The 26768-nt window shown below is 40.2% G+C and carries 29 protein-coding genes and 1 pseudogene; 16 read left to right on the forward strand and 14 right to left on the reverse strand.

Going from position 1 to position 26768, the window contains the following annotated elements; genetic code table 11:
- The first annotated feature begins 10 nt into the window (after nucleotides 1-10).
- Both CLI64_RS00380 and CLI64_RS00385 read left to right on the forward strand, forming a co-directional pair.
- Nucleotides 11-250, forward strand: coding sequence for a CopG family transcriptional regulator (locus CLI64_RS00380; protein ID WP_103135384.1), 240 nt, complete (start codon nucleotides 11-13; stop codon nucleotides 248-250).
- The gene (locus CLI64_RS00385; RefSeq protein WP_103135385.1) at nucleotides 250-606 is read left to right on the forward strand and encodes a type II toxin-antitoxin system PemK/MazF family toxin; all 357 of its coding nucleotides are present in this window, start codon (nucleotides 250-252) and stop codon (nucleotides 604-606) included. Before CLI64_RS00380 ends, CLI64_RS00385 begins: the two co-directional genes overlap by 1 nt.
- Before the next feature lie 222 nt (nucleotides 607-828).
- Here the strand turns inward: CLI64_RS00385 and CLI64_RS00390 are convergent, their stop codons facing one another.
- Nucleotides 829-1017, reverse strand: coding sequence for a hypothetical protein (locus CLI64_RS00390; protein WP_103135386.1), 189 nt, complete (start codon nucleotides 1015-1017; stop codon nucleotides 829-831).
- Between the two features lie 127 nt (nucleotides 1018-1144).
- Between CLI64_RS00390 and CLI64_RS00395 the strand changes: the two genes are divergently transcribed.
- On the forward strand, nucleotides 1145-1528 hold the full coding sequence (locus tag CLI64_RS00395; protein WP_103135387.1) for a hypothetical protein: 384 nt from the start codon (nucleotides 1145-1147) through the stop codon (nucleotides 1526-1528).
- Nucleotides 1529-1565: 37 nt separating this feature from the next.
- On the opposite strand, the gene CLI64_RS31850 is transcribed toward CLI64_RS00395, so the two are convergent.
- The 6 genes from CLI64_RS31850 to CLI64_RS31410 form a co-directional block, all read right to left on the reverse strand.
- Nucleotides 1566-1700, reverse strand: a complete 135-nt coding sequence (locus tag CLI64_RS31850) for a hypothetical protein (protein WP_264082481.1) — start codon at nucleotides 1698-1700, stop codon at nucleotides 1566-1568.
- The gene (locus CLI64_RS00400; protein WP_103135388.1) at nucleotides 1700-2302 is read right to left on the reverse strand and encodes a hypothetical protein; all 603 of its coding nucleotides are present in this window, start codon (nucleotides 2300-2302) and stop codon (nucleotides 1700-1702) included. The genes CLI64_RS31850 and CLI64_RS00400 overlap by 1 nt, the downstream gene beginning before the upstream one ends.
- Nucleotides 2303-2460: 158 nt before the next feature.
- Entirely contained in the window at nucleotides 2461-4554 is a 2094-nt protein-coding gene (locus CLI64_RS00405) for a DNA methyltransferase (RefSeq protein ID WP_225977457.1), read from the reverse strand.
- Between the two features lie 306 nt (nucleotides 4555-4860).
- Nucleotides 4861-5937, reverse strand: a complete 1077-nt coding sequence (locus tag CLI64_RS00410) for an RNaseH domain-containing protein (RefSeq protein WP_103135390.1) — start codon at nucleotides 5935-5937, stop codon at nucleotides 4861-4863.
- 145 nt (nucleotides 5938-6082) lie between these two features.
- Nucleotides 6083-8002: a hypothetical protein gene (locus CLI64_RS31405; protein WP_225977458.1), complete on the reverse strand. Its 1920-nt coding sequence runs from the start codon at nucleotides 8000-8002 to the stop codon at nucleotides 6083-6085.
- On the reverse strand, nucleotides 7999-9021 hold the full coding sequence (locus CLI64_RS31410) for a hypothetical protein (protein WP_225977459.1): 1023 nt from the start codon (nucleotides 9019-9021) through the stop codon (nucleotides 7999-8001). Before CLI64_RS31410 ends, CLI64_RS31405 begins: the two co-directional genes overlap by 4 nt.
- 227 nt (nucleotides 9022-9248) lie before the next feature.
- Here CLI64_RS31410 and CLI64_RS00425 point away from each other — a divergent pair, with 227 nt between their 5' ends.
- Nucleotides 9249-10556: an NF041680 family putative transposase gene (locus CLI64_RS00425; RefSeq protein ID WP_103135335.1), complete on the forward strand. Its 1308-nt coding sequence runs from the start codon at nucleotides 9249-9251 to the stop codon at nucleotides 10554-10556.
- A gap of 519 nt (nucleotides 10557-11075) precedes the next feature.
- Complete coding sequence (locus CLI64_RS00430) at nucleotides 11076-11675, forward strand: hypothetical protein (protein WP_192881638.1); 600 nt, start codon at nucleotides 11076-11078, stop codon at nucleotides 11673-11675.
- 30 nt (nucleotides 11676-11705) lie between these two features.
- Here CLI64_RS00430 and CLI64_RS00435 read toward each other — a convergent pair whose 3' ends face one another.
- The 6 genes from CLI64_RS00435 to CLI64_RS00460 form a co-directional block, all read right to left on the reverse strand.
- Entirely contained in the window at nucleotides 11706-12197 is a 492-nt protein-coding gene (locus CLI64_RS00435) for a hypothetical protein (RefSeq protein WP_225977460.1), read from the reverse strand.
- 289 nt (nucleotides 12198-12486) lie between these two features.
- On the reverse strand, nucleotides 12487-13047 hold the full coding sequence (locus tag CLI64_RS00440; RefSeq protein ID WP_103135391.1) for a Uma2 family endonuclease: 561 nt from the start codon (nucleotides 13045-13047) through the stop codon (nucleotides 12487-12489).
- A gap of 130 nt (nucleotides 13048-13177) precedes the next feature.
- Nucleotides 13178-13513: a XisI protein gene (locus tag CLI64_RS00445; protein ID WP_103135392.1), complete on the reverse strand. Its 336-nt coding sequence runs from the start codon at nucleotides 13511-13513 to the stop codon at nucleotides 13178-13180.
- A 177-nt stretch (nucleotides 13514-13690) separates the two neighbouring features.
- Nucleotides 13691-14461, reverse strand: a complete 771-nt coding sequence (locus CLI64_RS00450; protein ID WP_103135393.1) for a hypothetical protein — start codon at nucleotides 14459-14461, stop codon at nucleotides 13691-13693.
- Entirely contained in the window at nucleotides 14454-15611 is a 1158-nt protein-coding gene (locus CLI64_RS00455; RefSeq protein ID WP_103135394.1) for an AAA family ATPase, read from the reverse strand. Before CLI64_RS00455 ends, CLI64_RS00450 begins: the two co-directional genes overlap by 8 nt.
- A gap of 35 nt (nucleotides 15612-15646) precedes the next feature.
- Entirely contained in the window at nucleotides 15647-15802 is a 156-nt protein-coding gene (locus CLI64_RS00460; RefSeq protein ID WP_308418375.1) for an element excision factor XisH family protein, read from the reverse strand.
- 268 nt (nucleotides 15803-16070) lie between these two features.
- On the opposite strand from CLI64_RS00460, the gene CLI64_RS00465 reads away from it, so the two are divergent.
- Nucleotides 16071-16622, forward strand: coding sequence for a transposase (locus CLI64_RS00465; RefSeq protein ID WP_103135396.1), 552 nt, complete (start codon nucleotides 16071-16073; stop codon nucleotides 16620-16622).
- Between the two features lie 549 nt (nucleotides 16623-17171).
- Here CLI64_RS00465 and CLI64_RS00475 read toward each other — a convergent pair.
- Nucleotides 17172-18590, reverse strand: coding sequence for a site-specific integrase (locus CLI64_RS00475; protein ID WP_103135398.1), 1419 nt, complete (start codon nucleotides 18588-18590; stop codon nucleotides 17172-17174).
- A gap of 110 nt (nucleotides 18591-18700) precedes the next feature.
- Here CLI64_RS00475 and CLI64_RS32115 point away from each other — a divergent pair.
- From CLI64_RS32115 to CLI64_RS00525, 10 genes and pseudogenes are all read left to right on the forward strand, one after another.
- Nucleotides 18701-18850: pseudogene (locus CLI64_RS32115) on the forward strand (nitrogenase molybdenum-iron protein subunit alpha); the annotation flags it as partial.
- Between the two features lie 199 nt (nucleotides 18851-19049).
- Nucleotides 19050-20588 carry a nitrogenase molybdenum-iron protein subunit beta gene (gene nifK / locus CLI64_RS00485; protein WP_103135399.1) on the forward strand — a complete coding sequence of 513 codons (1539 nt, stop codon included), beginning with the start codon at nucleotides 19050-19052 and terminating at the stop codon, nucleotides 20586-20588.
- 148 nt (nucleotides 20589-20736) lie between these two features.
- The gene (locus tag CLI64_RS00490) at nucleotides 20737-21060 is read left to right on the forward strand and encodes a Mo-dependent nitrogenase C-terminal domain-containing protein (RefSeq protein WP_103135400.1); all 324 of its coding nucleotides are present in this window, start codon (nucleotides 20737-20739) and stop codon (nucleotides 21058-21060) included.
- A gap of 211 nt (nucleotides 21061-21271) precedes the next feature.
- Nucleotides 21272-22711, forward strand: a complete 1440-nt coding sequence (gene nifE, locus CLI64_RS00495; RefSeq protein ID WP_103135401.1) for a nitrogenase iron-molybdenum cofactor biosynthesis protein NifE — start codon at nucleotides 21272-21274, stop codon at nucleotides 22709-22711.
- A gap of 146 nt (nucleotides 22712-22857) precedes the next feature.
- A complete protein-coding gene (gene nifN, locus CLI64_RS00500) occupies nucleotides 22858-24183 on the forward strand; it encodes a nitrogenase iron-molybdenum cofactor biosynthesis protein NifN (RefSeq protein ID WP_103135402.1) in 1326 nt (441 codons plus the stop codon).
- Between the two features lie 86 nt (nucleotides 24184-24269).
- The gene (gene nifX, locus CLI64_RS00505) at nucleotides 24270-24683 is read left to right on the forward strand and encodes a nitrogen fixation protein NifX (RefSeq protein ID WP_192881640.1); all 414 of its coding nucleotides are present in this window, start codon (nucleotides 24270-24272) and stop codon (nucleotides 24681-24683) included.
- On the forward strand, nucleotides 24680-25156 hold the full coding sequence (locus tag CLI64_RS00510; protein WP_103135404.1) for a NifX-associated nitrogen fixation protein: 477 nt from the start codon (nucleotides 24680-24682) through the stop codon (nucleotides 25154-25156). The genes nifX and CLI64_RS00510 overlap by 4 nt, the downstream gene beginning before the upstream one ends.
- 213 nt (nucleotides 25157-25369) lie before the next feature.
- Nucleotides 25370-25585 (forward strand): CCE_0567 family metalloprotein, encoded by a 216-nt coding sequence (locus CLI64_RS00515; RefSeq protein ID WP_103135405.1) that lies wholly within the window; start codon nucleotides 25370-25372, stop codon nucleotides 25583-25585.
- Complete coding sequence (gene nifW, locus CLI64_RS00520) at nucleotides 25582-25896, forward strand: nitrogenase-stabilizing/protective protein NifW (protein WP_103135406.1); 315 nt, start codon at nucleotides 25582-25584, stop codon at nucleotides 25894-25896. Before CLI64_RS00515 ends, nifW begins: the two co-directional genes overlap by 4 nt.
- Before the next feature lie 10 nt (nucleotides 25897-25906).
- A complete protein-coding gene (locus tag CLI64_RS00525) occupies nucleotides 25907-26710 on the forward strand; it encodes a HesA/MoeB/ThiF family protein (RefSeq protein WP_103135407.1) in 804 nt (267 codons plus the stop codon).
- Nucleotides 26711-26768 lie beyond the last annotated feature (58 nt).

Here is a 26768-nt window from a genome sequence, read left to right on the forward strand (position 1 = left end):
AGGAATATTCTTGGCTAAAAAAGTTACTATTACCCTTGATGATGAGATTCTGGCTTTTATTGACCGACAGGCTGCATTAGCTGGAGATACTCCCAACCGGAGTGGCTATGTTAATGCTGTTTTAGCAGAACATCGTCGCGCGGTTTTAGAAGCAGAAATAATTGCAGCACTCAAAGAAGATAATGAAAACCCTGAATATCAGGCAGAAATAGCAGCTTGGGGTGCCGTTGTGGGAGATGGTATTGAATAATGCCTAACGGTGTTTTAACTTATCGACGAGGGGAAATTCGCTGGGTATCACTTGATCCAACCGTGGGTGCAGAAGTTCAAAAAACACGTTCTTGCCTAATAGTGCAGAATGATGTGATGAATCAATATGGTTCTTTAACTATAGTGATGCCATTTCGACCAGGAACTAAAAAAGCCCCTTATGTAGTGAATGTCAAAGCTACAACAAACAATGGTTTAGACCAAGACCGCTATATTGATGTTGCACAAATTCGTAGTGTCGATCATAGTCGAATATTAGGGTTAATAGGTATTTTGGAAGATGAATATTGGGAAAAAATTCGTGCTGCGCTAGATATAGTTTTGAATTTTGAATAAAACATCCAAATTAAAATTAACCGAGGCGATACCTGCGGTAAGCTGTGCTAACACACTCATGGCTAAAGTAAGCGATCGCTACAGTAAACTACGCTAACGGATAAAACACACAGAGTAGGCGATCGCCTGATTAATTAAACCCTCATTCAGTTCTGTAGGGTGCGTCAGCTTGGGTAAACTATTTTATCGTGAAAATTAGTTAATGCTGACGCATCCTACTTGCTATTGGTTGCTAGTTTCGTCTAAAGCTTTCTGTATTGCATCTCTGCAAAACTGTGCGGGGTCATCTTGTGCTTGTACCGCTTGTTTCATTGATTCGGTGACGCGAAAACTGAGATTAGCTGTCATCGGTTCTTCACCTTTCCGTATTCCTGGTTCTAAATTTTCAGGTGTTCCTTTGGGGTTAGGCATTTATATATAAATATAAATATCGGTTGAATTGATTGTATGCAATCGATTAGACTTTTAAATCGGTGGTCTATGTGTCTGGAAAACTGTAAACCACCGATACCACTTTTAAAGAGGGCAATACTATTTTATGGTGTTTTCACGTCAAGAGTTGGAATTGTTAACGATTCCAGAATTAAGCCTGTTGGTTAAACGGTACGGATTACGACCTACGGGAACAGGAGGACAAAAGACAAGTTACCTCACTACCCTTATGGCGTTTCCATCTCTAGCCCTGCAACAGTTAGAGGAAAGAAGAGGGTTAATCCGTCCTACCTTTGACCAATTACAGATAATGACTGAGATTCTAGATCAAATGGGAACACTCACACCGGAACAGTCAGCATTGTTGAGGGTGACTTTTGAGGGTAGACGTATGGAATACCCGAAAAGATATGACCAAGAGAAATTACTAAACTTGTACAAAGTTAGGAATCATTTATCTGAAGTGATTGAACTCTTGGGGATTATGTAATCTCTCTGAAATGTCTTTTGTTGTGTATTTTTCTTGGTTATCCAAAGAGTGATAGCACAAAAGACACACCATCGGCGATCGCTATGATAAACTTGACGGCAGCAGCCAATAAACAGAATGCACTAACTAGGCGATCGCTACGGTAAACTATGCTAACGCACTCAACAAACATTACTGACTACTGAATCGCTGAAAAATTGTCTGCACAATAGCCAAAATAGCCCCTACATTATCCAAGTAATATCTCTGCTGATCAACGAAAGCTATTTTTTGAGAAAGTTGCAGAAATTGCCATACTTCTCCTGTTGTTACGCATCCATACACAGGTTTTTCTGCTTGGTTAGATGAACGATTAAATAAATCTGCGGCTACCATTTGAGCGATACATTGTCCTAACCCAGCTTCAACATCATTCTTCTTGGCTTCTACAATAGTGATAATTGGCGATCTCAATGGCGGTAACGCTGGAGCTAATGCGAGAATAAAATCACATTCCCCAATTAAACCTTGTGTGGGATCAACATCAAGTCTTTGCCCAGAAAAAATGGCTAACCTATCTTGGCTGATATCGCGGCAAGCTAGTAGAATTGGTGCAATAATGAACTCACTTCGAGCTTTTTCACTAATTAAAAATAATTGGGTTTGCTTTTTGAGAGTTTCATTCAACCAAGCAGGTATAGAAAGCGGTACAAGTTGGGGAAACAGATCAGCTGCTTGGGTAGTGATTCCCAAAACAGCAGCCGCTTTTTCTAGAGTAAAGTCACTGTAAGCCATAGTTTTGCAGTGCTTTGATTACGGGATGATATATCCATTAGGGTAGCTTAACAGTTCCTCGTTCATTTATATTGATTAGCAAGTAAGCTCCGCTAATGTACCTAGTAAACAGCTATTTGCTTGATTGGATAGGCGATCGCATGACTTAAGAAACACACCTAGCTTTCCAACTTTCTAAGAAAATCCGCTAGCACAGCCTTATTCTGAAAATTTGCCCTAATTGTGTCATTGTTGTTGTAATCAACAATAACTTCAAATTTTTCAAACCTACCACCAGGAATATCAATATCAACTGTATTATTTAATTCTAAAAGTGCTTCATCAATACTCCCAAATTCATATCTCACTCCGAAAAGTGGGATGATAACTATTTTAGTAATGTAACGCTCAAGACAGTTTCTGAGTGTTGTCATGAAAGTGTCTACTTCTTTTTGAGAAACTTGCATTAGAGCCTGTCTAAGTTTCTCTTTCTCTGAACTAGTAAGACTGGCTAATCTCTTTGATGCCGTAGTATAAATTTCATCAGGAGTTTCTTCATCAAATGCAACGTCAAAGTCAATAATTTTAAATGCAGACACTACTTCTTTATAAGGAATATAAATAACCGCGAAGCCATTATTTCTCAATTGTTCTAAAGCTGGTTTTGTGAAGTCTCCAGCTAACACTACTCCGTAAAATGGTGCTGACAGATGATGAAGTTCAATAATTGGTAATATAGCTCCTTGTATTTCTTGAGCCTTGTTCTTGGAGTGTTTTGTATATCTACGCCATGCAGATTCAATAAATGCTACTGGTCTACCCAGTTTATCATCTGTACCATCAACTTCAATAACAAAATCTAAATCATGTTTGTTGCCATACTTATCTGCCCAAGTTACCTTTTTTCCAGTTCTAGCTGGACGAGATTTTTGGTAATCAAGATAATAGTTTTGGCTTTGAGCAAACTGCTGTAGTCGAGGTTTAAGAATATCGTCAAGTACAATATCTTCCAGAAGCTTGCCCAGGGCTTGACCAAATTTATGTGATGGTGATTGTGCCATAATATTGCTTTCTATCCAAAGTCTGCCTTCATGTAGTGGAACATCATGTTTTCTGTTTTTCCACTTAACATTTCGTTCTCTAATTTGCTCAAAATTCCAAAACTCAAATCCTGCTGCAAGAGCCAATTTACCGAGCCACTTTTCCACAGGCACATATACACCATAAGGGGCTGAATCTCCTACTACCATACAAATTTTACAATCCGATGTCGTAACTCGTTGCAGAGAGTGGAACACAGATCCCATGTCTGCAAAATAAGCAGCAATCATAGTATGATATGCCTTATTACCGCCCTTAGTGCCTCGCACGATTTCTAACTCTTTGCAGACAGGAATTAATTCATCTTTGATGGGTTCAATAATAGATTTAGCTATCAAATCATCTAGGTTCAGACGCTCTTTAGAAACGTGTTGCGAACTAGAGCGTATTAAGAATTTCCGCACTGCTTCATGCAAGTCTCCCCAGGAATTAATTTCGCCCCAAAAGGTCATTTCTAGACGTGTAGCGTCTGCGTAATCATAGTTATTGGCATAGGGTGGAGATGTGATAACTAAGTCAATTAATTTATCTGGAATAGATTGTAGATTTCTAGCATCTCCTTGAATAAGATTAGCTCTACTAACTTTGGTAAGAGACTGCATCAAAAGCATATCCTCTTGCATCAGATAAGCTTGTTTCTCTAGAGCATCAAATGGTTCACAAGTTTTGATTTTTCTTTTATTAGGTAGAACATATTGCCATTGTGCCGTCCCTACATAACTTGATGGACGTAAAATAGCATTAATTGTGAGAAAAACAAGAAACTGTAATTCATTAGATAAATTTGGAGATATTTCTAGATATGCTTGCCTAATTTTCAAAAGGTTTATTAGCGTCTCATCTGTATAACACTTATTTAGTAGATCAGGAAGATTTTCTGGTAATTTTAGTTTAAGGTTAGTAGCCAAATGCTTAATATCATTGATTACTTCTAAAAAAGTATCAATATCTAGATTCCATGAAAGCTTTCCTTTCGCAAGCCGATAAACGAAAGGATGTGCTTCAACACCGTAGGAACTAACACCTAACTTATCAGCAACAATACAAACAGTACCAGACCCTACAAATGGATCAAGAATAGTTTGAGGAGCTAAATCTTTGATTAATTCTTCAACCCAAGCAGCAGAAAAACCCGCAGAATAGCGAAACCAGCGATGAACAGGTAATTTCATGTTATCAATAAAACTACCTGTCCTTTCTCTGACAATTTTGGGACAATCATCAGAATTTGAGTTGAACAGCTGAAGCTGAAAGGAATTAGTCATTAAAAACAAGATGGAATGTGTTGCTGTGGCTTAGTCTGGGAAGGCCAAACTAGTCCTTGAGTTACGGATATACAGACCTAGTGTAAGCGATCGCATGACTTCATCCCAAACAGTAAGGCGATCGCCAAAATAAAACTATTCAGTTAGTTCTTCTTCACCCTCAGAATCATCTTCTGTTTCTGCTTCTGCAAGCATCTTAATGCGATCGCCCAATCATTTTGCTAAAGCACCACTCATGGGTAGTTCTGTTGCATCTGGAAAGTGAGGCATACGATAACGACTATCATGAGTATGTTGAGCAATGAGCGCGGGTAAGATATCTTCGCTATGCCAAAGAATGCAGATTTCTCTTGGTAGTGGGTAAGCAAAACGTTTTCTGGGTTCTGGATCTACCAATGTAACTTTCTTTATTTTGCTCTGTTTCTGCGTTTCCTCATCAATTAGAGTCTCACTAGAAATTGCAATTCGCATACCTCCTAATTTAGATGCACCCTTGGCTATTCCTTTACTGGTTTGCGGTTTTTGTGCGCTAGAAATAAAAGTTGGTGGTGTCTTTGGTGCTGTTGGAATTTGAAAAATCGCATCTGTAATCATATCCTCGCCTTTGGGGTCAAGGTTCTTATCAGCAGGACATTTGGGATTTAAAGCATAACCAATACCAATTTCGTATGGTTCACGGATTCGGACTATTTGTAGCTTGCATTTTTTAGGTCGCCACTGTTTTTGTTTCCTGCTACCATCTTTGGACTCAATCGGAACTTGAATATCACCAATAATATGTTGTTTGTTTTGCAGCCAAGGCCAACACAGCCTAGTTGATTCAGCCTTAACTGTCAGGATTACAGGTTGATTCGTAAAATAATTATCGATCGCATCTAAAATTTGTTCAATATGTCGCGCTTGAAATTTTGGCATGGGATTTCCAGTTTGAGCGATCGCATCTTGCCAATTCATCCATTGATTTTTATTTACGCCAGGGAAATAAACAACGCGTTTTCCATCCGGTAAAACAGCAACAGCGTAAGCAGTTTTCCCTGATTTTCCTTCTAATCCTGTCTTGCGGTTGAAGCGTTCTACCCAAAGACAGACCTCAACAAATTGTTCTGGTGGAGGTGGATAAATGGTTGGTGGTTGAGGATTACCCTTATTATCAAGTTTGGGATCATCAAAGTGTTCGTAGGCAGGGGGCATATTTAATAAATCTACTAATACTAAATCAGTTAAGGTATTAATTAATTTAGGTATGGGAGATTTTGCATTGTCATTTACCTCCCAAGTAAAACATTTCACCAAACGTCCAAATCTAGTTGCTATAGGAATCCGACTTGATTATTGAAATTATTTGCGTAGGTAGAGAACTCTTAACAGGGAACAGGGAACGGGAAAAGAAGTAACAGAGGTGTACTGAGTTTTTTTCAGGGATCAAATATGAGTCCTATATCTGCTGAAGATAAGATTTAGGATCTTGTTTTTTGTCGTAGTTATCTTTTGGATCGATTTCTACTAAACAGCCTATATAGTTAGAGCCATGATTCTGTTGCCCTAAATGCTGAGTAAACTGTACATCTTCAGTAGCAGCCAAAATGTCAACTAACCCTTGAACAATGCTTTTTTGAGCATCATGGAGTAGATAAGTATCTGGTTGTGTTGGCCTTGAGCGAAAGGTAATGAAAGCTTTGAATAACTCATCTCTTTGACTATCACCACTTTCTTGACCACTAAGGATATCTGCCAAATATCCGAAGATTTGCCATCCTGCAAAAAATTGTCCACCTTCTACCCACCCACTCAGCGATTTATATTGTTTTCTGTCAGCCTCTAGCAATAAATTCATCAAGTCTGTTCCATTTTTAAACAGCCGAGAGTATAGACTAAAGGCAAATGTGACATCACTTCTGTCTGGATTAGGTGTACCAATTCGTCCTTCATGGGAGCCATTGGCAAGCGATTGAAACAGCTGGCGGCAGAACGTATCAGCTTTTGAGCGGTTAGTTTCAAACACTTGAGCAGGTGCAAAACTACAATCCATTTGTGCCTGGACACCATCGCCTTCATCGACAAACACTGCATCACAAGTTTTGTGAATTGTTTCTAACCAGACTGTCTGTTCTGGTTGAATAACGGCTGTTGGCCCTGCATAAATCATGCCAGGAGGTGTTGTTAAGATAATTGCAGCTTTTCCTAAATCTCGTGTACCTTGATGGCGTGGGCAAACAGGAAGTAAAGGACAATCATATACTCTTTCGGGTTCGTCTGATTTCTGTAACTGCTTTATGCAAGGTGGTTCTTCGTTAATTTGTAAGGGACTAGATAGAAAAACTGACAATGGACAAGCTTGGTGAAATTGAGTGTAAGCATAGTGGTTGAAGTCCACACCATCGATTAGTAATCTGGTGTAATGTTCTTCACGATTAAGCCGACCAATCACAACACCTGGAGAACAACCCACGCGATGAAATAAATCTGCTTGATTAAGGAGCGATCGCACATCTCGGTATACAATCGCGCAAGTATAATCGTGCCTTTCTAACCAAATTGCCGCGACCGCAAAGATAGTTGATTTTCCTGCTGCACAAGGGCCTAGTAAATGTTCTTTGCCATTCAAACGCAATTCGTTTACTTTTCTCAGTCCTGATTTTGTGACCTTATGCAAACCATTCAGTGCATCCTTTACACGATGTACCCAATTGAGTGGGATTTTTTGATCTAATTCTTCTGCAATGCTAATTAAATCATCAAAAGGGATGGCGATCGCTCTAGCAGAAATTCTCTGCCGTAAAGTCAGATCAATGTTGGGTAACGAACGCAACCCACATTCTGCTAATTGTTCATTAATTCGGACTGAGCGTGGTTTGTTATTGCTGTCAATAATAATATAGTCACCTGCCGGTGCAGGTCTATACTCAGTGCGTATTTTAAGCGGAGCCGGATTTTGGAGAAAATTTCCATAGGCATTAAATCTATCAGGCGCACATGAGATACCCCGATGAATTGGTCTATCTTGTTGATTAAGGTCGTAGCCACGTACTCTATAAAAAGCTGGAGCGTTTAGATATTTGTGTAAATAATCTTGCCATACTGCCTGACTGCGAATATGCCGAAGATAGCCGCGCAGTCGGCTAATCAGTTTTTTCTTTTGCTGTAGGGAGTTGACAGGGATTCCTTGAAGCAAGTATCCAAAATCCTTTGCAGATATGCCCGGAAATTTTGTTTCAATAGCATAAAGAGCCAATTCTATACGTACAAAATCAGTAAACTTTAACCAAACATCTTGCGGTTGATCTCGCTCAAGTTGCTTCCATGTCTCCTTGAATTGGTCTTGATAAAGTTGTGAGTACCACCTTGCATCCTTCATTTAGCAATGTCTCCTTTAATACGAGTGAGCAAATCATTTGCCCATAAAACTGGCACATTAGGCTTCAGGTTGACTTGCAACGCATGACGGTAGTGTTGAGAATCTCGCCAAGGTGGTAAAACAAAATAAGCGTCATTCCAACTTGGTTCAGACGGAATAGTATCAGTATTTAATCTGCGTGCCAGTTGTTTTGCACTGCGAGCATCTTTGACATCTATCGCTAAAACTTTCCCCGCAACTTCAACGCGCAAATCATAAGCATCATCACCTGGCCACAATTCAGGCTGTAATCCTAACTTTGTCAATTCATCAAACAGCCAAAGTTCTGCAAGTCCTGGTCGCACAATATACATTGCTGCACCGTGATTCACTCGAAAAACCTCTTTGGTATTTTCAGGTGGTGTCCAAGGACTACACATAGGACGACCACACTTTTCCGGCTCATATTGACGACCACACTTTTCACATAAATTAAGACGATGAGCCACAGGACAAATTTCATAAAACTTTTCTAAATGTCCCCGCGCCAGCCCCAGTGCTACTGAGTTATTACAGGCTTCTTCAATGATGTCCTCTATAATAATTGTATGTAGAATCATCCATTGCCTTGCTTCTATATATAATTCAGGTCGCCCCAAGGCAGTTGCAAGAGACTTGATTTGCAAAATGACACGCTGTTGAACTTCTCCAACAATATCTCTGCTAGTAATAGACAACTCCTCACATAGCCATGTAGGTTCTTTAAAATAATCCAACAAAGGCTCATCTGCTTCAACTTGCTCGACGAAATCAGGTTCAATCTCACTCAAGGATTCACGCGCTTTGGTATATAAATCGTGTACACCTCCTACTTTTGGAATACCATCCTTTAAAATTTGGTGAGCGCAGATGTGATTGAGTGCTTGGACAAGATGTGCATTGACTATCCATCGTTCTTTACCACGTTCCTTGGCATCCACTGCTTCTAATAAGCCAGTTGCCAGCAAGTGCAACGCTATTTCTAAACTTGGTTTGCTCATATTTTTTTGATATACCTTGAATGAATTGATGCGCTACTAGCAAACTTGCCCTGAAACATAACGCCAACATAAAAGTTAATCTATCTAAATATTTTTTTAGTTCTAGTCGCTTATATCTGGAGTTTAGACTAGTTCCCGGTGCGACAACGAAAAATAAGGGGTGTGCTTGAACACAGTCCCCTATTAGCAGAAGCTGAGAGAAGAACCACCAACTCTCATCTGCCAATATGAACCGTGCCAAATTAGAGGAATTTCGTCAAGCAGCGTATAACTATCTAGGTAGAGCGCATGATGCAACATTTGAACTGATGGATGCAATATTGCTAACTCGGAACGCTTACAGTTTGGCAGATTTATCACTATCACCAGCATTTAGACGCAAGTGGTCAAGTATTTATGAAGCGTTACAAGATAGCAGGCCACAGCGACAAAAATTGATGCAGTTATACATCAAACAGATGCCACACCAGGGTCGTCCGTTGTTGGCTGGCGACCATACAGCTTGGCCAAGGCCAGATGCGGTAACGCTACAGGAAAGGACAATTGAACACAGCAGTGTCTCAATGGGAGGTGACAAACCAATCACCATTGGTCAGGGCTATAGCACCATTGCTTGGATACCGGAGAGTTCGGGCAGTTGGGCATTACCATTGAGACACGAGCGAATTACCAGTTGGGAAAGCCCAATCCAGAAAGCAGCATGGCAATTACAACAAGTTTGTGAAAATTTACCTACCAGACCAATTTCGGTTTGGGATAGTGAGTACGGGTGCGCTCCTTTCGTTTTGAAGACGAGTAATATTAAAGCAGACATTTTGGTACGTTTGCGTTCAAATCTTTGTTTATGGGGCGCACCACCACCATATTCTGGCAAGGGACGACCGAGAAAACATGGTGATAAATTTAAGTTGAATGATGCTTCGACATGGACTCAAGCCATTCAAACTATAGAAGTAAATCATCCAAAACTAGGACGTATCAAGGTGAGCTTGTGGTCAAATTTTCATTTTCGGAAAGCCGCTACACGTCCGATGTCCTTGATTCGGGTTGAGCGTCTTGATGAGCTTGGCAACTTGCGGGTGTCAAAACCTTTGTGGTTGGCTTGGCTGGGAGAACAAATGCCGCCTTTAGAAGAAGTTTGGCAACTCTACTTGCGGCGTTTTACTGTTGACCACTGGTATCGCTTTTTGAAGCAACGCTTACACTGGACTCTTCCCAAGCTACGTACCCCTAAGCAATGTGAGCGTTGGAGTGACTTAATGCCCATCATGACTTGGGAATTGTGGTTAGCCCGTGATATCGTTGCAGACAACCCTTTACCTTGGCAAAAGTTATTAGTTAGTTTGACTCCAGGTAGGGTTGCTCAGGCGATGGGAAGTATTTTAGCGACGATTGGTACTCCTGCCCGTCCGCCCAAACCTCGCGGAAAGTCCCCTGGCTGGAAGACTGGACAACCCCGACAACGTAGAATTCGCTATCCTGTTGTTAGAAAAACTACAACTAAGCCACGTAAGCAACAATCAGAATCTGCTTAAGATTGTCGATTTTTATGTCTAATGCCTATTTATTTTCAACTCAGCCTTCCTGGGTCATTTTTTGCTGCTTAGTCTAAACTCCAGTTATATCTCCTGTGGTACTAACTTAGCTGAGTAGTTTTGGAAAATATTTATCTAAATTTATTAGTGGGTAATTATATTAATTTTCAAGTTTTAAAGCAAGAAGTTGAACCCAGAATAGAGAGCTTATGATTTTTTCTATTTGTTATACTATGTTTATATTTATTTCAGAAATTTTGTAATTCTTAATAATATGTCAACTGTATATAGTTGATTTGTTTGAGGTTATAGTAAATTTACTTTAGTAAAAAAACCTAACTCTGTAAAATGTAGACTCGTGGCAGCTTACTAATTGAAGAACTTGATTTGAAAAAACTATTGCAGAAAAGATTGAAACACAAAGATTCAGTGCAACGAATAATTGTCTGGTTTTGGTTATTTTTGCTTAAATTAGTCAGTAAGTCGAAATCGCAAATCTAAATCATGGGATAACTTCAAATGGCTTATAGTGATTTTACATTAACTAAGTTTAAAAAAGATTTTCATATTCATATCGATGAAGAAAATGATTTATTTGCTAACATCGAGCCTATACCGATAAGTGATAAACTAACAACAACTCTGGAAGAAACAACAGAGTTAGCATTGGCAATTAATACAGAAAAAGCTCGCTCTGAAATGATTATTACGCCTATTTTATTGGAGGTAAGGCGTAAGGCTAATTATCAGATTAGTTTATTTTCAGGTACAGATTTTAATGTTGATACTGAGAAGGGATTGAATGGTTATTGTGATTTTGTCATCAGTCGTTCTAAAGAACAGTTGACAATTAATGCACCTGTAATGATTATTATTGAAGCTAAAAATGAAAATATTAAAGGTGGATTAGGTCAATGTATGGCGGCCATGTTGGCAGCGCAGATATTTAATGAACGAGAAGGAAATGAAATTAAATCTATTTATGGTGCAGTGACAACAGGAGATATTTGGAAGTTTATGAAGTTGGAAGGTACTGATTTGTTTGTTGATTTAAATAATTATTACATTAAAGAATTAAATAAAATTTTAGGTATTTTATATCAAGGAATCCAAGGTTGAAAGCCGGCGATCGCCTGTATAATTCCTTAATTATGTAGTTATCTGCTTTCTTGGAGGGTAAGGCTTTAAATAAGCATACCTATGCTTACTTAAATGTTCTGCTAGTTCGACAAGCATACTTTGTACATTATTAGGAAATGAATCAAATGGGTTTGGACTCTCTACTAAATCAACAAAACGCTCACATAGGTTTATACTTTGCCGACATTGATACTTAATTTCTTTTGCCTCCACTAATTTTTCAAATGTTAATGCCTCACTTAAAATCAGCGTACTTAGATAAACTGAAAAAAATGCAGATTGTAAAGTATTTGAGGCTTGCCAGTATGAATAATAAATATCATCAGAACGATAGTTTCCAGAAGCCATCATATTAGGATGAGTATGCTCACTTAAAAATGGAAACATAAAAGTATGTACTTCTTTGTCAAATTGATACGTACTTCCGTAAACTAAAGTTGATATACTTATGCCGTAAGTTGATATCTCACCAGTTTCAGAATCTATGACTTGGTTAGACAACTTATAGCGTTTCCTAATCTGCTAAGGTACAAATCTCTGCGTAACTCTGCGCTTTACTCCGCGCTCCTCTGCGTTTCAAAATATTATTTGTATCTCACTTAACTGGGAATCGCTATATACAGTTATATACTACAAATTAGAAATATTAATATTGCTTTATATTTCAAGATAATCCACTCTAAAAAGTGAGCCTATAACTGCATTAGATTTTGGTAAGGAGTTGGCGATCGCCGAAATTTATCGTGGTATAGTTTTTGAGTAAAATAGCTCGAAAAGGTGATAATTTTGACTACAGCAACCAACTAAACAAATCTTGAATTGTTAATTGAAGTTCACTAGCAAATGATGGTACAAGTATAAGTGCATCTGGATCATCAAATACTTCAGTTTCTTGTTGAGGGCGGTAAACAAATACAGTTTGCTCATCGGGGTCAATTAACCAACCCATTTGAGTACCATGTTTCAAACAGTGAATGATATTTTTAGTTACTTTTGTCTGACTTTGATCAGGTGATAAAATTTCAATTGTCCAGTCGGGAGCGATAGGAAAAGTATTAGCAATTTCCCTATTCTCGTCGCGGGGAATCCGACTCCAATTAAAAACAGAGATATCAGGTACAGTTGAACGACCGCCAAATGTACAACGCAGTTCTGAAAATGCTCTGGCAATTTGTTTCGGTTTAAAGATTATGTTGAAATTAGTACAAAATTCAGTTTGAATTGCGCTGTGTTTTCCTTGCGGCATAGGTTTTTGGATAATTTTACCTTCTATGTATTCACTGGCGGGTTCTGTTTCTGGTAATTTCAGGAACTCGTCCAATGTGATGGGTTTAGATGGGGTCTGTACCATTAAGACTACCTCGCACAAGGGAGTAACTGGCTTTGTGTATATTATATGTGATTGTACTTTATATTTTGCGATCAGCTATGTTGGGCAGTTACGCGATCGCCTGTGAATATATCTGCAATTTTATTATCTGTCACGCTACGCCATATTGTGTATATTGCCGTAGATAAGATGGCTGTAAACCCAAAACAATATCGTCTTTAGGTACTCCCATTTCAGTCAAATCTTCAGCAATCTGGATATCTGTCATATTGCGCTGAATCCATATTTTTTCATTTTTAATATCGAGATGTATGACACAGTTATAAATTCGGTCATATCCATTCCAGCCAATGTCTAGAATTTGGTAATGATCTCGCACTGTATCAAATATTAATTGCTCTTCTACATCTTCCTCTAAAGGTTTATAGCTAGCATATTTTGTGAGTAATTCCTGAATATATTCCCGATATTTATCTAGTTTTGCCATTGTAAAATCACCTCTCCAGTAGGATCATAATGAAAAATGTCTTTTGCAGACACGGACACTACCAGAACCCAACACTCATATCATACCTAATCTATGGAGAGATAAAGCGATCGCGTGTGTATATACCTGCAACTTTATCCTTATTATGTTGAGGCGATCGCTTGTCTTCTAGCGTCATCATTCTATAATTAAAGTCAAGTATTGCTCAACTTCACAAATATAGTTTTGCAATCCAGTATGCACACCTCTTTCACGCAAAATTTCTAAACTGGTATCTTCCCAGCACAGACATTCACGTTCCATCTCATTGCCTGTGAGTTGTTCAATTACTACTTTGGGATTTCTAATTCGCTCAGGTTCTTCCTGTGAAGTAGAGCGTAGTCTGTGTGAATCTATGCAAGGATCAAAACTCAGTTTAGTTCTGATTGCTTCTAAAAGTTGTTCTTCTTGCTGATTAGAAGGAATAAATCCATTTAAAACCCATGCTTCACGTTTTGGGTTAGCTGTACCAACTATAATTTCTAGTTTTGGCTGTAGTTCAATATGTTGAGAACGTGCTTGTTCAATCCCTTCTCTACGTTCTGGTTGATTATCTAAATCACGGATCAATAAAACAGCTTTAATATGTCGTGTTCTTTGCAAAAACCTAATTAAATTAAGAACCTTAATAGATGCTGCTCCATCAGCTTTAAAAGGCACACCATTACTATCATGACCTAGAAATCTTGAAGGTTTATATTTTAGCTTTTCTTTGGCATCATCAATAATTTTCAGAATGTCTCTCCAGCAAGAATATTCTGTTTCTTCCTCTAATCCTGTCCATTGAAATATATGTTGTATTAGCTCAGGTTCTAACCAATTAACTTTTTCTAATAAAACACGCTCGGCTAATTTAGTAGCAGTTCTAAAATCTGCACCACTTTCAACTATGACAATGAACTCAATCACTCACTTCTCCTTCCACAACCCACTCTTCACCCTCAGCATCCCAAAATTCACCAGTTGTTAAGGTTTGTTTTGCCCATTCCACATCAGGATGTTCATCTAAGCGTTTAGCAACCGTGAAACCTGAGTTACTGTTATTTAATATATGTACTTGAGAAGGAACAAGCTCATCAACAATATATGGTGAATGAGTAGAAAAAATAATTTGTAGATTTGGATTATCTGCAATAATTTCCTTAAACACAGTCATTAATTCGCGTTGAGCTTTGGGGTGAAGTCCCTGTTCCACATCATCTAGTAAAACTAAATTAGGTTGACTAGGGTTCATCAACACAGTTAGTAATCCCAAAGTTAGGATTGTTCCTTCACTAATTGCATGGGCTGGAATACGCTCTCCTGTATTCATGTCTAATATCACTTCTTGCCCTGTCATTTCTTGGGTTTCTTCATAGAAAATTCGCTTACCATCAGCTTGAATGAAACGTTGTCTAGATACTGGAACTTTTGCTCGCCTTATGCCAATTCTGCGAACATTTGGCACAATTCTACTAAGTTTTTCTTCTATTAATTCAAATTTTTCTGGAGCTTCATCTCGCAAAAAATCTAAAGTAGGTGCTAATAGGAAAGAACCATCAGTTTCCACTTTAGGAGTAATTTCATCACTGTAAGCTGCTTTGCCAAGATTACCTGCTACTAATTTCAGATAAACAGCATAGTTTAAATAATCATGGATTAATCTTGGTGATTTTATTAAAGAGTTATCCCATCCTGAAAAATGTTCCCATCCTTCCCCTGTAATTTCTTTTTCATCAATCTTCCATGCTAATGACGGCAACCATCCTCCATAGTTTTCCTTGCTAAACGTATAAAGAACACCCCATGAATATTGTGATTCTTCCTGTGTCCAAAAACCACTAGCTAGTACAGACATATTTTCTTCACCAATTGTGGTGATAAAACTTGGAGATTGGTCTTTTTTGAATATTTGAGAAAACTCTGAATTGGCAAGTTTACATAGGTTATATAATGCTTGCAGAACAGAGGTCTTACCAGCACTATTTTTACCTACAAGTCCATGTAATCTGGAGTTATCGAAATTAAGTTGTGTATTCTTATGGCTTTTGTAATTGTTTAATCTTACATTTTTCAGCATTTATTTGTTGATAATTAATTCAAAACTTATTTTCGTCATGAAATAGTCCATTCTAGTTGAAGCACCCTATATGCTGACACCTTATCTTTGCCAAGCTTAACTACTAGCGGATCATGTGTGATAACCCACCTATCTTTTTGCAGTCCTCGTTTGACAGCTTGATAAACAACGTCTTTTGCAGACACGGACACTACCAGAACCCGATACTAATATAATATCTAATCTATGGAGATATATATAAAGCGATCGCCTCTCCATCCACCTGCAATTTTATCCTGATTATGTATAACTACGGCAAGCTACACTAACGCTCTTTTCCCGAAAATTATCCTGTAGGCTGCGTCAGCATTAATTGATGTTCATGATGAAATAGTATATCCAGGCTGACGCACCCTAAATTTGTGGAAGTTAAAATTTGTGCGCTTAAAATGAGATAATACTGAGATAATATACTGAAATATGTCTAATTATCGCAGAGTTATAGCCTCTGGGGGTACTTTCTTTTTTACACAGGTAACTTACCAAAGAATCCCTTGGTTGTGTAGCGATATAGGAAGAGAAAATTTGAGAAAGGCTATTAGACGAGTTCAGCAACTTTATCCTTTCTATATTGATGCGATCGCTCTTTTACCAGAACATATTCATTGTATCTGGACTTTGCCAGAAAATGATAGTAATTATGCAATTCGTTGGCGATTAATTAAAAGCTTTGTTACTCAAGGTTGTGCAGAACAGTTAAACATAACAGCACAGATTAGTGAATCTCGCCAAAAACGTCAAGAAAGTAATTTATGGCAAAGGCGATATTGGAAACATTTAATTAGAGATGAAAAAGATTTTGCGAACCATTTCGATTATATTCATTACAATCCTGTCAAACATGGTTTATGTAAATCTCCCAAGGAATGGCAATATTCAAGTTTTCACCGTTTTGTTCAAAAAGGAATTTATTCAGGAGGTTGGGGAGCAGTTCAAACCCCAAATATACCTGACAATATCGGTCGAGAATGACCCATATATTGTAGGGTGCGTCAGCATATATTCATTTTCGTGATGGAATTAATTATCCTCTCAATCTGACGCACCCTACTTCCCTACTAATTTATACAGTCTGGAGATTTATGAACATTAATACAAGAACGGCTATTTTTAAAAAAATCACCTGAGACTTGTTCAATAAAATGTCCGCCTACGTAATGGCTACCCTTTCCGTGGCTGTTCGTTCCCCCTACTCTATGGCTACCTGTACGATTTGCGGCGTGTGACGGAGTCACAAAAACACAAAAAACAAACAAAAAAGTAATGCAAATGACCAAGATATTTTTAAGATGTTGGATCATGATTAATTAGTTCACTTAATGCACTCGATACCTATTTGTATATTTTTAAACTTTTTACTGGCATTAGAAAATATACGGAAATTTCTCTAATTCAGATTTATCTGAAATTAACCGGATATTTTACTATAAATTTATTACACGGTCACGCAAATTATAAAATTTGTTAGTAACATAGGTTATGGTGAGATTTTAATATGCCTGATAAATTTGTTTCTTAAACTTAACTTTGCTTATAAACCAACTCCATCTTTAACTTTTCAATCTCCAGCTTCAACCTTTCATTCTCCATTCTCAACTTAGCATTCTCCTCTCTAATCACCTCAATTTCATTCCTCTTAGTTAAGGCCTGATTAATCGCCAACTTCCGCATATCAAGCGAAAACCAACGCTGATAGGTTTGGGTGTGAACTTGCACACTATGCCCTAAATTATCAGCCGCAGCTTTGATTGGTATGCCTAAAATATGCGCTCGAATTGCCCAGGCGTGACGTAAATCATAAGGCTTAAAATCTAAGCCAATTTTACGAAACCACCAACTAACTCGCTGTGTTAATGCGGTTATCTCTGCATGATTACTTTTATCTTTTTTACTAATTGCTGTTGCCAGCATCTCTAAATATTTTGGATTTCTTAAATCAAATTCCTCAATCCATTCTTTATGCAAAGGTAATGCTTGTCTTTCACCGGTTTTACACTCTTTATCCACCTTCCATGTCAAGTCTACATTCTCTGAACTTAACCACCAATCAATATTAGGGTTAATAAATATTTCTCTAGGACGTAAACCAAATACAGCTAACATTCCATATGTCCAACGCCAGAGTTGCCAACTATCTTTGACATCTTGATTAACTTGATTACCTCTGGTGTTTAAATACTCTTCAAATTTGCTAATTCCTAATAATATTTCTGCATCTGTGGGGAGGTTGCGGGAATTGCGAGCGGGCATTTTGGCATATTTAGACAAATCAATTTCGATGTTGAATGTCTGACAAAATGCTGATATTGCCCTAGCGGCATTATATTTAGCCCATTCTTTATCGATTTTTTCTATGGAATTAATTAAATTTTCCGCAGTGGCTAAATCTTGAGGATTGGTATATCTCTGGGTGCGGGAAAAATAATAGAAAAAAGTATGTTCGCTTTTTGTGGTGCGTTTATGGGTTTTAAAATACTCTTCTGCAAATTTTTCTAATAAATCACCTATGGTTTTTACATCTTTCTTAGTCGCTTCTTTACCTAAATATTTATCATTCCATTCAAAGGTTTTGCGCGCAATTAATTTACCTAATTCATAGGCTTCTTCCTCAGCCGTTTTCAGTCCGTCTAAATTGGCGGGAATATTTAAACTGAGATTGTATTGTTTTCTCCCAGTTCCCTTTGTGTCGTTATCTCCTGGTTTAATTGGTAACGTTGCTCTTAATTGCAGACTTCCATTGGATTCCCGAATTGATACTTTCGTCTTTGCAGACTTCAAACGCAGATTTACCTTCTCTAGTTCCTGTAACACTTTGGCTCTCATATGCTCTCTTTGCTGCTGTGCTTGCAGACTTGAGCCGAGAAAGCTGCCGTCGGTAGATGAAAGCGGCTCTAAGTCTGCAAAGGCTTGTTGATATTTGTCTTGACCCTGATTTTGCATCGCTGTGGTATTAGCCTATATTTAGCCTAAAAATTAATTTGTTTTGGGTGAACAATGTTCATGAATAACACTGCTTACTGCAAACAATAAGCTCTTGAAAGCCATTAAACCACAAAAAGGATTACTCCGGCCCTTATCACGGTTATGACGGATTTGCTATCTTCGCTCGTGATATGGATCTTGCCCTCAATAGCCCCACTTGGGACTTGATTGGCGCACCTTGGAAGAAAACCGCTACAAAAGCTAAGGCTGCTGCCTAGTTACAGGGAAATAGACGGATAGCCTGGGGTGTCTGCGCCCCAGGACACGAGGGAGGAATGGTGAATGCTGAATGCTGCATGAAATTTCATTCATTATTCATGATTCATCACTCGTAACTCCCTTCAGGGGAGTAAGTCACCCAGGCTATTGCTAAACATCACTTACTAAACCAACCAGCAAGCGTAGAGAGACAGACAAATGCCACAGAATCCAGACAGAATTGTAGACCACGTTGATCTATTCAAACAGCCAGAATATACAGAACTGTTTGAAAACAAGAGAAAGAACTTTGAAGGCGCACACTCTCCTGAAGAAGTTGAAAGAGTTTCTGAATGGACAAAATCTTGGGACTACCGGGAAAAGAACTTCGCTCGTGAAGCTTTAACCGTTAACCCTGCTAAAGGTTGTCAACCTGTAGGCGCGATGTTCGCTGCTTTGGGTTTTGAAGGTACTCTACCTTTCGTTCAAGGTTCTCAAGGTTGCGTTGCTTACTTCCGTACACACCTCAGCCGTCACTACAAAGAGCCTTGCTCCGCAGTTTCTTCTTCTATGACAGAAGACGCAGCAGTATTCGGTGGCTTGAACAACATGATTGAAGGTATGCAAGTTGCTTACCAACTTTACAAGCCTAAGATGATTGCTGTTTGCACCACCTGTATGGCTGAGGTAATTGGTGACGACTTAGGCGCGTTCATCACCAACTCTAAGAACGCTGGTTCTATTCCTCAAGATTTCCCCGTTCCCTTCGCTCACACCCCCAGTTTCGTTGGTTCTCACGTAACTGGTTACGACAACATGATGAAGGGTATTCTGTCTAACCTGACAGAAGGTAAGAAGAAAGCTACCAGCAACGGCAAAATCAACATCATCCCTGGTTTTGATACCTATGTAGGTAACAACCGCGAAGTTAAGCGGATGCTAGGTTTAATGGGTGTTGACTACACCATTCTGTCTGATAGCAGCGACTACTTTGATTCACCAAACACTGGTGAATATGAAATGTACCCAGGTGGAACCAAGCTGGAAGATGCGGCTGATTCTATCAACGCTAAAGCTACTGTTGCTCTCCAAGCTTACACCACACCCAAGACCCGCGAATACATTAAAACCCAGTGGAAGCAAGAAACACAAGTATTGCGCCCCTTCGGTGTTAAGGGTACTGACGAGTTCTTGACTGCTATCTCTGAATTGACCGGTAAGGCTATTCCTGAAGAATTGGAAATCGAACGCGGTCGTTTAGTTGATGCTATCACCGACTCCTACGCTTGGATTCATGGTAAGAAGTTCGCTATCTACGGCGATCCCGACTTGATTATCTCCATCACCAGTTTCTTGTTAGAGATGGGTGCTGAACCTGTACACATCCTCTGCAACAATGGCGATGAGACCTTCAAGAAAGAAATGGAAGCAATCCTCGCTGCTAGCCCCTTCGGCAAAGAAGCTAAAGTTTGGATTCAAAAAGACTTGTGGCACTTCCGTAGCTTGTTGTTCACCGAGCCTGTAGACTTCTTCATCGGTAACTCCTACGGTAAGTACCTGTGGCGCGATACTAAGATCCCAATGGTTCGTATTGGTTATCCTATCTTTGACCGTCACCACTTACACCGCTATTCTACCCTCGGCTACCAAGGTGGTCTAAACATCCTCAACTGGGTTGTTAATACCCTTCTGGATGAAATGGATCGTTGCACCAACATCACTGGTAAGACCGATATCTCCTTCGACTTGATTCGCTAGAACTTGATTTTGGCGTTCTAAGAGAAGTAAATCAGGTGATTGATTAAAAACTGGGGACTGGGGAATAGGGATTAAAACCCGAAACCCCCTCCCCAGTAACCAATAGCTAAGTTTCAATTGTTCCTCACTCTATTCTGAAGTATCTACTATGTCCACAACTCACACTCACCATCATCCTAATTTTCATCCACCTAACTATAAAAAACCTGGCGCGTTTGATTTTCTCCGTCCTTTGCGTCGTTTGGTTGATAATTATCCGGTTAAAAATGCTCGTTTCGCTCATGTGATATGTCAGGTAATTCCTTGCTGTTGTCCTTTTGAGCGAAATATTAGTTTATTGGGGCGGACTATTCATATTCCAGCTTTGTGTAAGCTTAATCCTCTGTATGACGAGTTTGTAGGGTTGCGTTTCCGGGCTTTGTCTTATCTGGCTGATGAATGTGGAGAGGATGTTACTAAGTATATTTGCTAGATGATTTTTTCTTGCAAAGGTCTTTTTTTAAACGCGGAGTGTCGCGGAGTTTAACGCGGAGGTACGCGGAGAGTTTTATAAGTAGGGTTGAGAAGATTTTTGCAGGAAGTTTATTATGAACGGTCATCAGTTAAGAGGTTGGTAGTTAAAAACTGATTGCTGATGACTGATAACTGAAAATTAAAATGTCGATCGCGTGCGAGAAGAGAGAATGAACACCCAAGGAAAAATTAATGAGTTGCTCAACCAGCCTGGATGTGAGCATAATCAAGAGAAACATGGTGCTAAGAAGAATAAGTCTTGTAGTCAACAAGCACAACCAGGGGCGGCTCAAGGGGGTTGTGCTTTTGATGGGGCGATGATTGCGCTTGTGCCTATTGTCGATGCGGCTCATTTGGTTCACGGGCCGATCGCCTGCGCTGGTAATTCTTGGGGTAGTCGTGGTAGTCTCTCTTCTGGCCCAAAAATGTATAAAATGGGCTTCACTACCGATATGTCAGAAAATGATGTGATCTTCGGTGGTGAGAAGAAGCTATATAAGGCAATTCTAGAAATTCATAACCGCTACAAGCCCACTGCGGTATTTGTCTACGCTACTTGTGTGACAGCCTTGATTGGTGATGATATCAATGCTGTGTGTAAGACTGCGGCGGAAAAAATTGGCACTCCTGTTATCCCTGTATTTGCTCCTGGGTTTATTGGTAGTAAGAACCTCGGAAACCGTTTTGGCGGGGAAGCTTTATTAGATTATGTTGTCGGGACAGCAGAACCGGAGTTTACCACCCCCTATGATATAAACTTAATCGGCGAGTATAACATCGCTGGGGAAATGTGGGGAGTCCTGCCGTTACTGGAAAAATTGGGTATTCGCGTCCTGTCGAAAATTACAGGCGATGCTCGATTTGAAGAAATCCGCTATGCCCACCGCGCCAAGCTGAACGTGATGATTTGTTCACGGGCGTTGCTCAATATGGCGAAAAAGATGGAGGAACAATACGGCATCCCCTACATTGAAGAGTCTTTTTATGGCATCGATGATATGAATCGATGTCTGCGTAATATTGCCGCCAAATTGGGCGACCCTGATTTACAAGCACGTACTGAACAGCTAATTGCGTCAGAGATGGCGACTCTAGATTTGGCACTTGCTCCTTACCGCGATCGCCTCAGAGGTAAGCGAGTTGTATTGTATACAGGTGGTGTTAAGAGTTGGTCGATTATCTCGGCAGCAAAAGACTTGGGTATAGAAGTAGTTGCTACCAGTACAAGAAAGAGTACGGAAGAAGATAAGTCTAAAATCAAAAAGTTGTTAGGTACTGATGGCATCATGCTAGAAAAAGGCAATGCCAAGGAACTACTGCAACTAGTAAAAGATACACAAGCAGATATGTTAATTGCTGGTGGTCGTAACCAATACACCGCCCTCAAAGCCCGGATTCCCTTCCTCGATATCAACCAAGAACGTCATCATCCCTACGCTGGCTATGTAGGTATGTTAGAGATGGCGCGGGAACTCTACGAAGCCCTCTACAGCCCGATTTGGGAACAAATCCGTAAGCCCGCACCTTGGGATGAAGATATGGGGACATGGGCAAACGAATATACCAAAAATCAAAATCGCACTCTGACATCTATAGAGGAGTTTATTTAATGGGCATTGCGAATTGGGCATAGGGCATTGGGAATTGGGAATTGGGAATTGGGCATTGCCCCCTGCTCCCTGCCCCCCTGCCCCCTGCCCCCCTGCTCCCTGCCCCCTGCCCCCCTGCTTCCCTATCTACCCAGGAGTTAATCTAAATGGCAGTCGTTACCGTTCCCGAAAAATCAGTTGCAGTTAATCCTCTCAAGCAAAGTCAGGCTTTGGGTGCGTCCTTGGCTTTTTTGGGATTGAAGGGGATGATTCCTCTGTTCCACGGTTCGCAAGGTTGTACAGCTTTCGCCAAGGTGGTGTTAGTTCGTCATTTTCGGGAAGCGATTCCCCTCGCTACTACGGCGATGACGGAAGTAACGACTATTCTCGGTGGGGAAGAGAACGTAGAACAGGCGATTCTTACCTTAGTTGAAAAATCCAATCCCGAAATCATTGGTTTGTGTAGCACTGGACTCACAGAAACCAGAGGCGATGATATTGAGAGATTCCTTAAGGATATCCGCGATCGCCACCCAGAACTTGCTCACATTCCCGTAGTCTTTGCACCGACACCCGATTTTAAAGGCGCATTGCAAGATGGTTTTGCGGCGGCTGTGGAAAGCATAGTTAAACAAATTCCCCAAGCTGGTGGAATTAATGGTGAGCAAGTCACAATTCTGGCTGGTTCTGCCTTTACCCCAGGGGATTTGCAAGAAATTAAAGAAATCGTTACTTCCTTTGGATTAATCCCCATCTTTGTCCCAGACATTGGCGCATCATTAGATGGACATTTAGAAGATGGTTACACTGCCATCACCGCCAGTGGTACAAGTGTGGCGCAACTGAAAGCCGTTGGTTGTTCCGCCTTTACTATCGCCTTGGGTGAAAGTATGCGGGGTGCAGCCAAAATTCTGGAACAACGGTTTGGTATTCCTTACGAAGTGTTTAGCGAACTGACTGGACTAGAACCAGTAGACGAGTTTTTGCAAGCATTAGCCATTCTCAGCAGCAACCCCGTACCCGAAAAATACCGCCGTCAACGTCGTCAATTGCAAGATGCAATGTTAGACACGCACTTTTACTTTGGTGCGAAGCGGGTATCCTTAGCATTAGAACCGGACTTACTGTGGTCAACAGTGCGCTTTCTGCAATCGATGGGGACGCAAATTCATGCAGCCGTGACCACAACACGCTCACCCCTGTTAGAAAAACTCCCCATCAAGAGCGTGACTATTGGAGATTTAGAAGACTTAGAAGAATTGGCAGTTGGATCTGACCTGCTGATTGGTAATTCTAACGTAGCTGCGATCGCCAAACGTCTTTCCATCCCACTTTATCGCCTCGGTATACCTATCTATGACCGTTTAGGCAATGGTTTATTCACCAAAGTAGGCTATCGCGGCTCAATGGAAGTCTTATTTGGCATCGGCAACCTATTTCTAGAAGCAGAAGAAGAAAGAGTCAAACATCTGTGGGGACTCAGTGCTGAGTAACAAGTAATGAGTGCTGAGTAAAATTTCAACTCACCACTCACTACCCAGAACTCAGCACCCAGCACTAACAAAGCAGGAGAATAAAAGTGAAAATTGCCTTTACAACTACCGACCACGTTCATATTAATGCTCACTTTGGCTGGGCGAGAGAAATTGATGTCTATGAAATTAATGCCGAAGGATATCAATTTTTAGAAACATTGAACTTTGAGGGCGACTTACAACAAGATGGTAACGAAGATAAAGTTGCTCCAAAACTAGCAGCATTAGTTGATTGTGCCATTGTATATGTCACAGCCATTGGTGGAACTGCTGCTGCAAAATTAATAAAGAAAGGTGTTACCCCAGTAAAAGCACGTTCCGAACAAGAAGAAATCAAAGAAATTCTCACAAAATTAGTCCAAACCTTAAAAGGTAATCCTCCTCCTTGGTTGCGGAAAGCATTGCAACCCAAAACCACAAACTTTGCAGATGAATTAGAAGACGAAGCAACAGTATGAGCGCAGAAAATAGTGTCAACGATCCCGCTACAGATGTAGTTGCCACCTCACCATTTCTCAAAACATTAGTATTACAAATTCGGGGACAAGACGCTTACGGCGTTTACCGTAGTTGGTCAGACGAACTACTACTAAAACCCTTCATTGTTCCCAAAAAAAAGAAACGGGAAATTTCCGTTGAAGGTGAAGTAGATGCCGTCACCCAAGCGCGAATCATGTCATTTTTTCGCGCCATAGCCGCCAGAATCGAACAAGAAACCGGCTTAATTTCCCAAGTAGTAATCGACCTAAGTCATGAAGGCTTTGGCTGGGCCTTAGTCTTTTCCGGTCGCCTACTACTCACCGTCAAAACCCTCCGCGACGCTCACCGCTTTGGTTTTGAATCCCTAGAACACCTAGCAGAAGAAGGCGAAAAATTCGTAGCCAAAGGACTAGATTTAGCTACCCGCTTCCGCGAAGTCAGCAAACTATAAAAGTAGGAAGTAAGGAGTTATTCAACAAATCCAAAGTAACGCTGTGTGCAAGACGATCTCAGACCTAACCCCCAGCCCCTTCCCTAGTAGGGAAGGGGGGCAATAATAAAAGCCTCTCTCCTTTTAGGGGAGAGGTTTGGAGAGGGGTTTTAAAAATAAGTTGCACATTGCATAAGGTCGCAAAATACCCTCTGATTCAAAAGAACCTCCCCAATGCAAGTAGAAAACACCAGCATTGAAGAACTCAAAAATAAAATCAAACGCCTCAACAGCAAAGCCGGACAAATGAAAATGGATTTGCACGACTTAGCTGAAGGCTTACCCACAAATTACACACAATTAATGGAAGTTGCTGCTGCAACTTATGAAATTTATCATCAGCTTGATGAACTCAAAAAATATCTCAAGCAATTGGAGCAAGGCAAATGACTAAAACTATTGAAGAGTTCAAAAAACTTACCGATGCAGAAGAATATTTTAAATTCTTTGAATTAGAATATGATCCCAAACTTGTTAATGTAAATCGTTTACATATTCTGAAAAAATTCTCACAACTAATCAGTGAAATTGACAGCAATTCCGAACTAACCAACGAAGAAAAATTAAACCAATATTCACTAGCACTGCAACAGGCTTATCAGACCTTTTTGGAATCTTCACCCCAAGAACAAAAACTGTTCAAGGTATTCAAAGACAAGCCAAAAAATGTAATCACGCTGACAGAACTCACGTCTGATTAGGAGGTATAAAGTGATCAACCTAACGCCTACCGAGTTAGAACGTTATAGTCGCCAAATGATGCTCCCCAATTTTGGCGAAGTAGCTCAGAAGCGTCTGAAGTCAGCGACGGTTTTAGTGACTGGTGTGGGAGGATTAGGCGGTACGGCTGCGCTTTACCTAGCAGTAGCAGGCGTTGGGCGGTTAATCCTAGTCCGAGGCGGTGATCTGCGGCTGGACGATATGAATCGCCAGATTTTGATGACGGATGATTGGGTAGGTAAACCGAGGGTTTTCAAAGCGAAAGAAACCCTATTGGCGATCAATCCTGATATCCAAATCGAAGCAGTTCACGACTATATTACCCCAGAAAATGTAGATGAGTTAGTGCAGTCTGCGGATATGGCTCTAGATTGCGCTCACAATTTTACAGAGCGTGATTTGTTGAACGCAGCCTGTGTACGCTGGCGCAAACCAATGGTGGAAGCAGCGATGAGCGGGATGGAGGCTTATCTCACTACCATTATTCCTGGTGTGACTCCTTGTCTATCCTGTTTCTTTCCAGAGAAGCCTGAGTGGGATCGGCGTGGTTTTTCTGTGCTGGGTGCGGTGTCTGGAACACTGGCTTGTTTGACAGCACTAGAAGCCATCAAGTTGATTACTGGGTTTAGTCAGCCTTTGTTGTCGCAGTTACTTACTATTGACTTGAATCGGATGGAATTTGCTAAGAGGCGTTCTCAACGCGATCGCTCTTGTCCAGTATGCGGTAATAACGCACCTTGGCGATATGCTCAATCCAATTCAATGGAAACCAGTAGCAATTGCACACATCCTTAACTACCCATCACCCATTACTCAGCATCGGCTAACGCCGCGCTCCGCTAACAGCACTAAA

The sequence above is a fragment of the Nostoc sp. CENA543 genome, from assembly GCF_002896875.1.
Lineage (GTDB): Bacteria > Cyanobacteriota > Cyanobacteriia > Cyanobacteriales > Nostocaceae > Trichormus.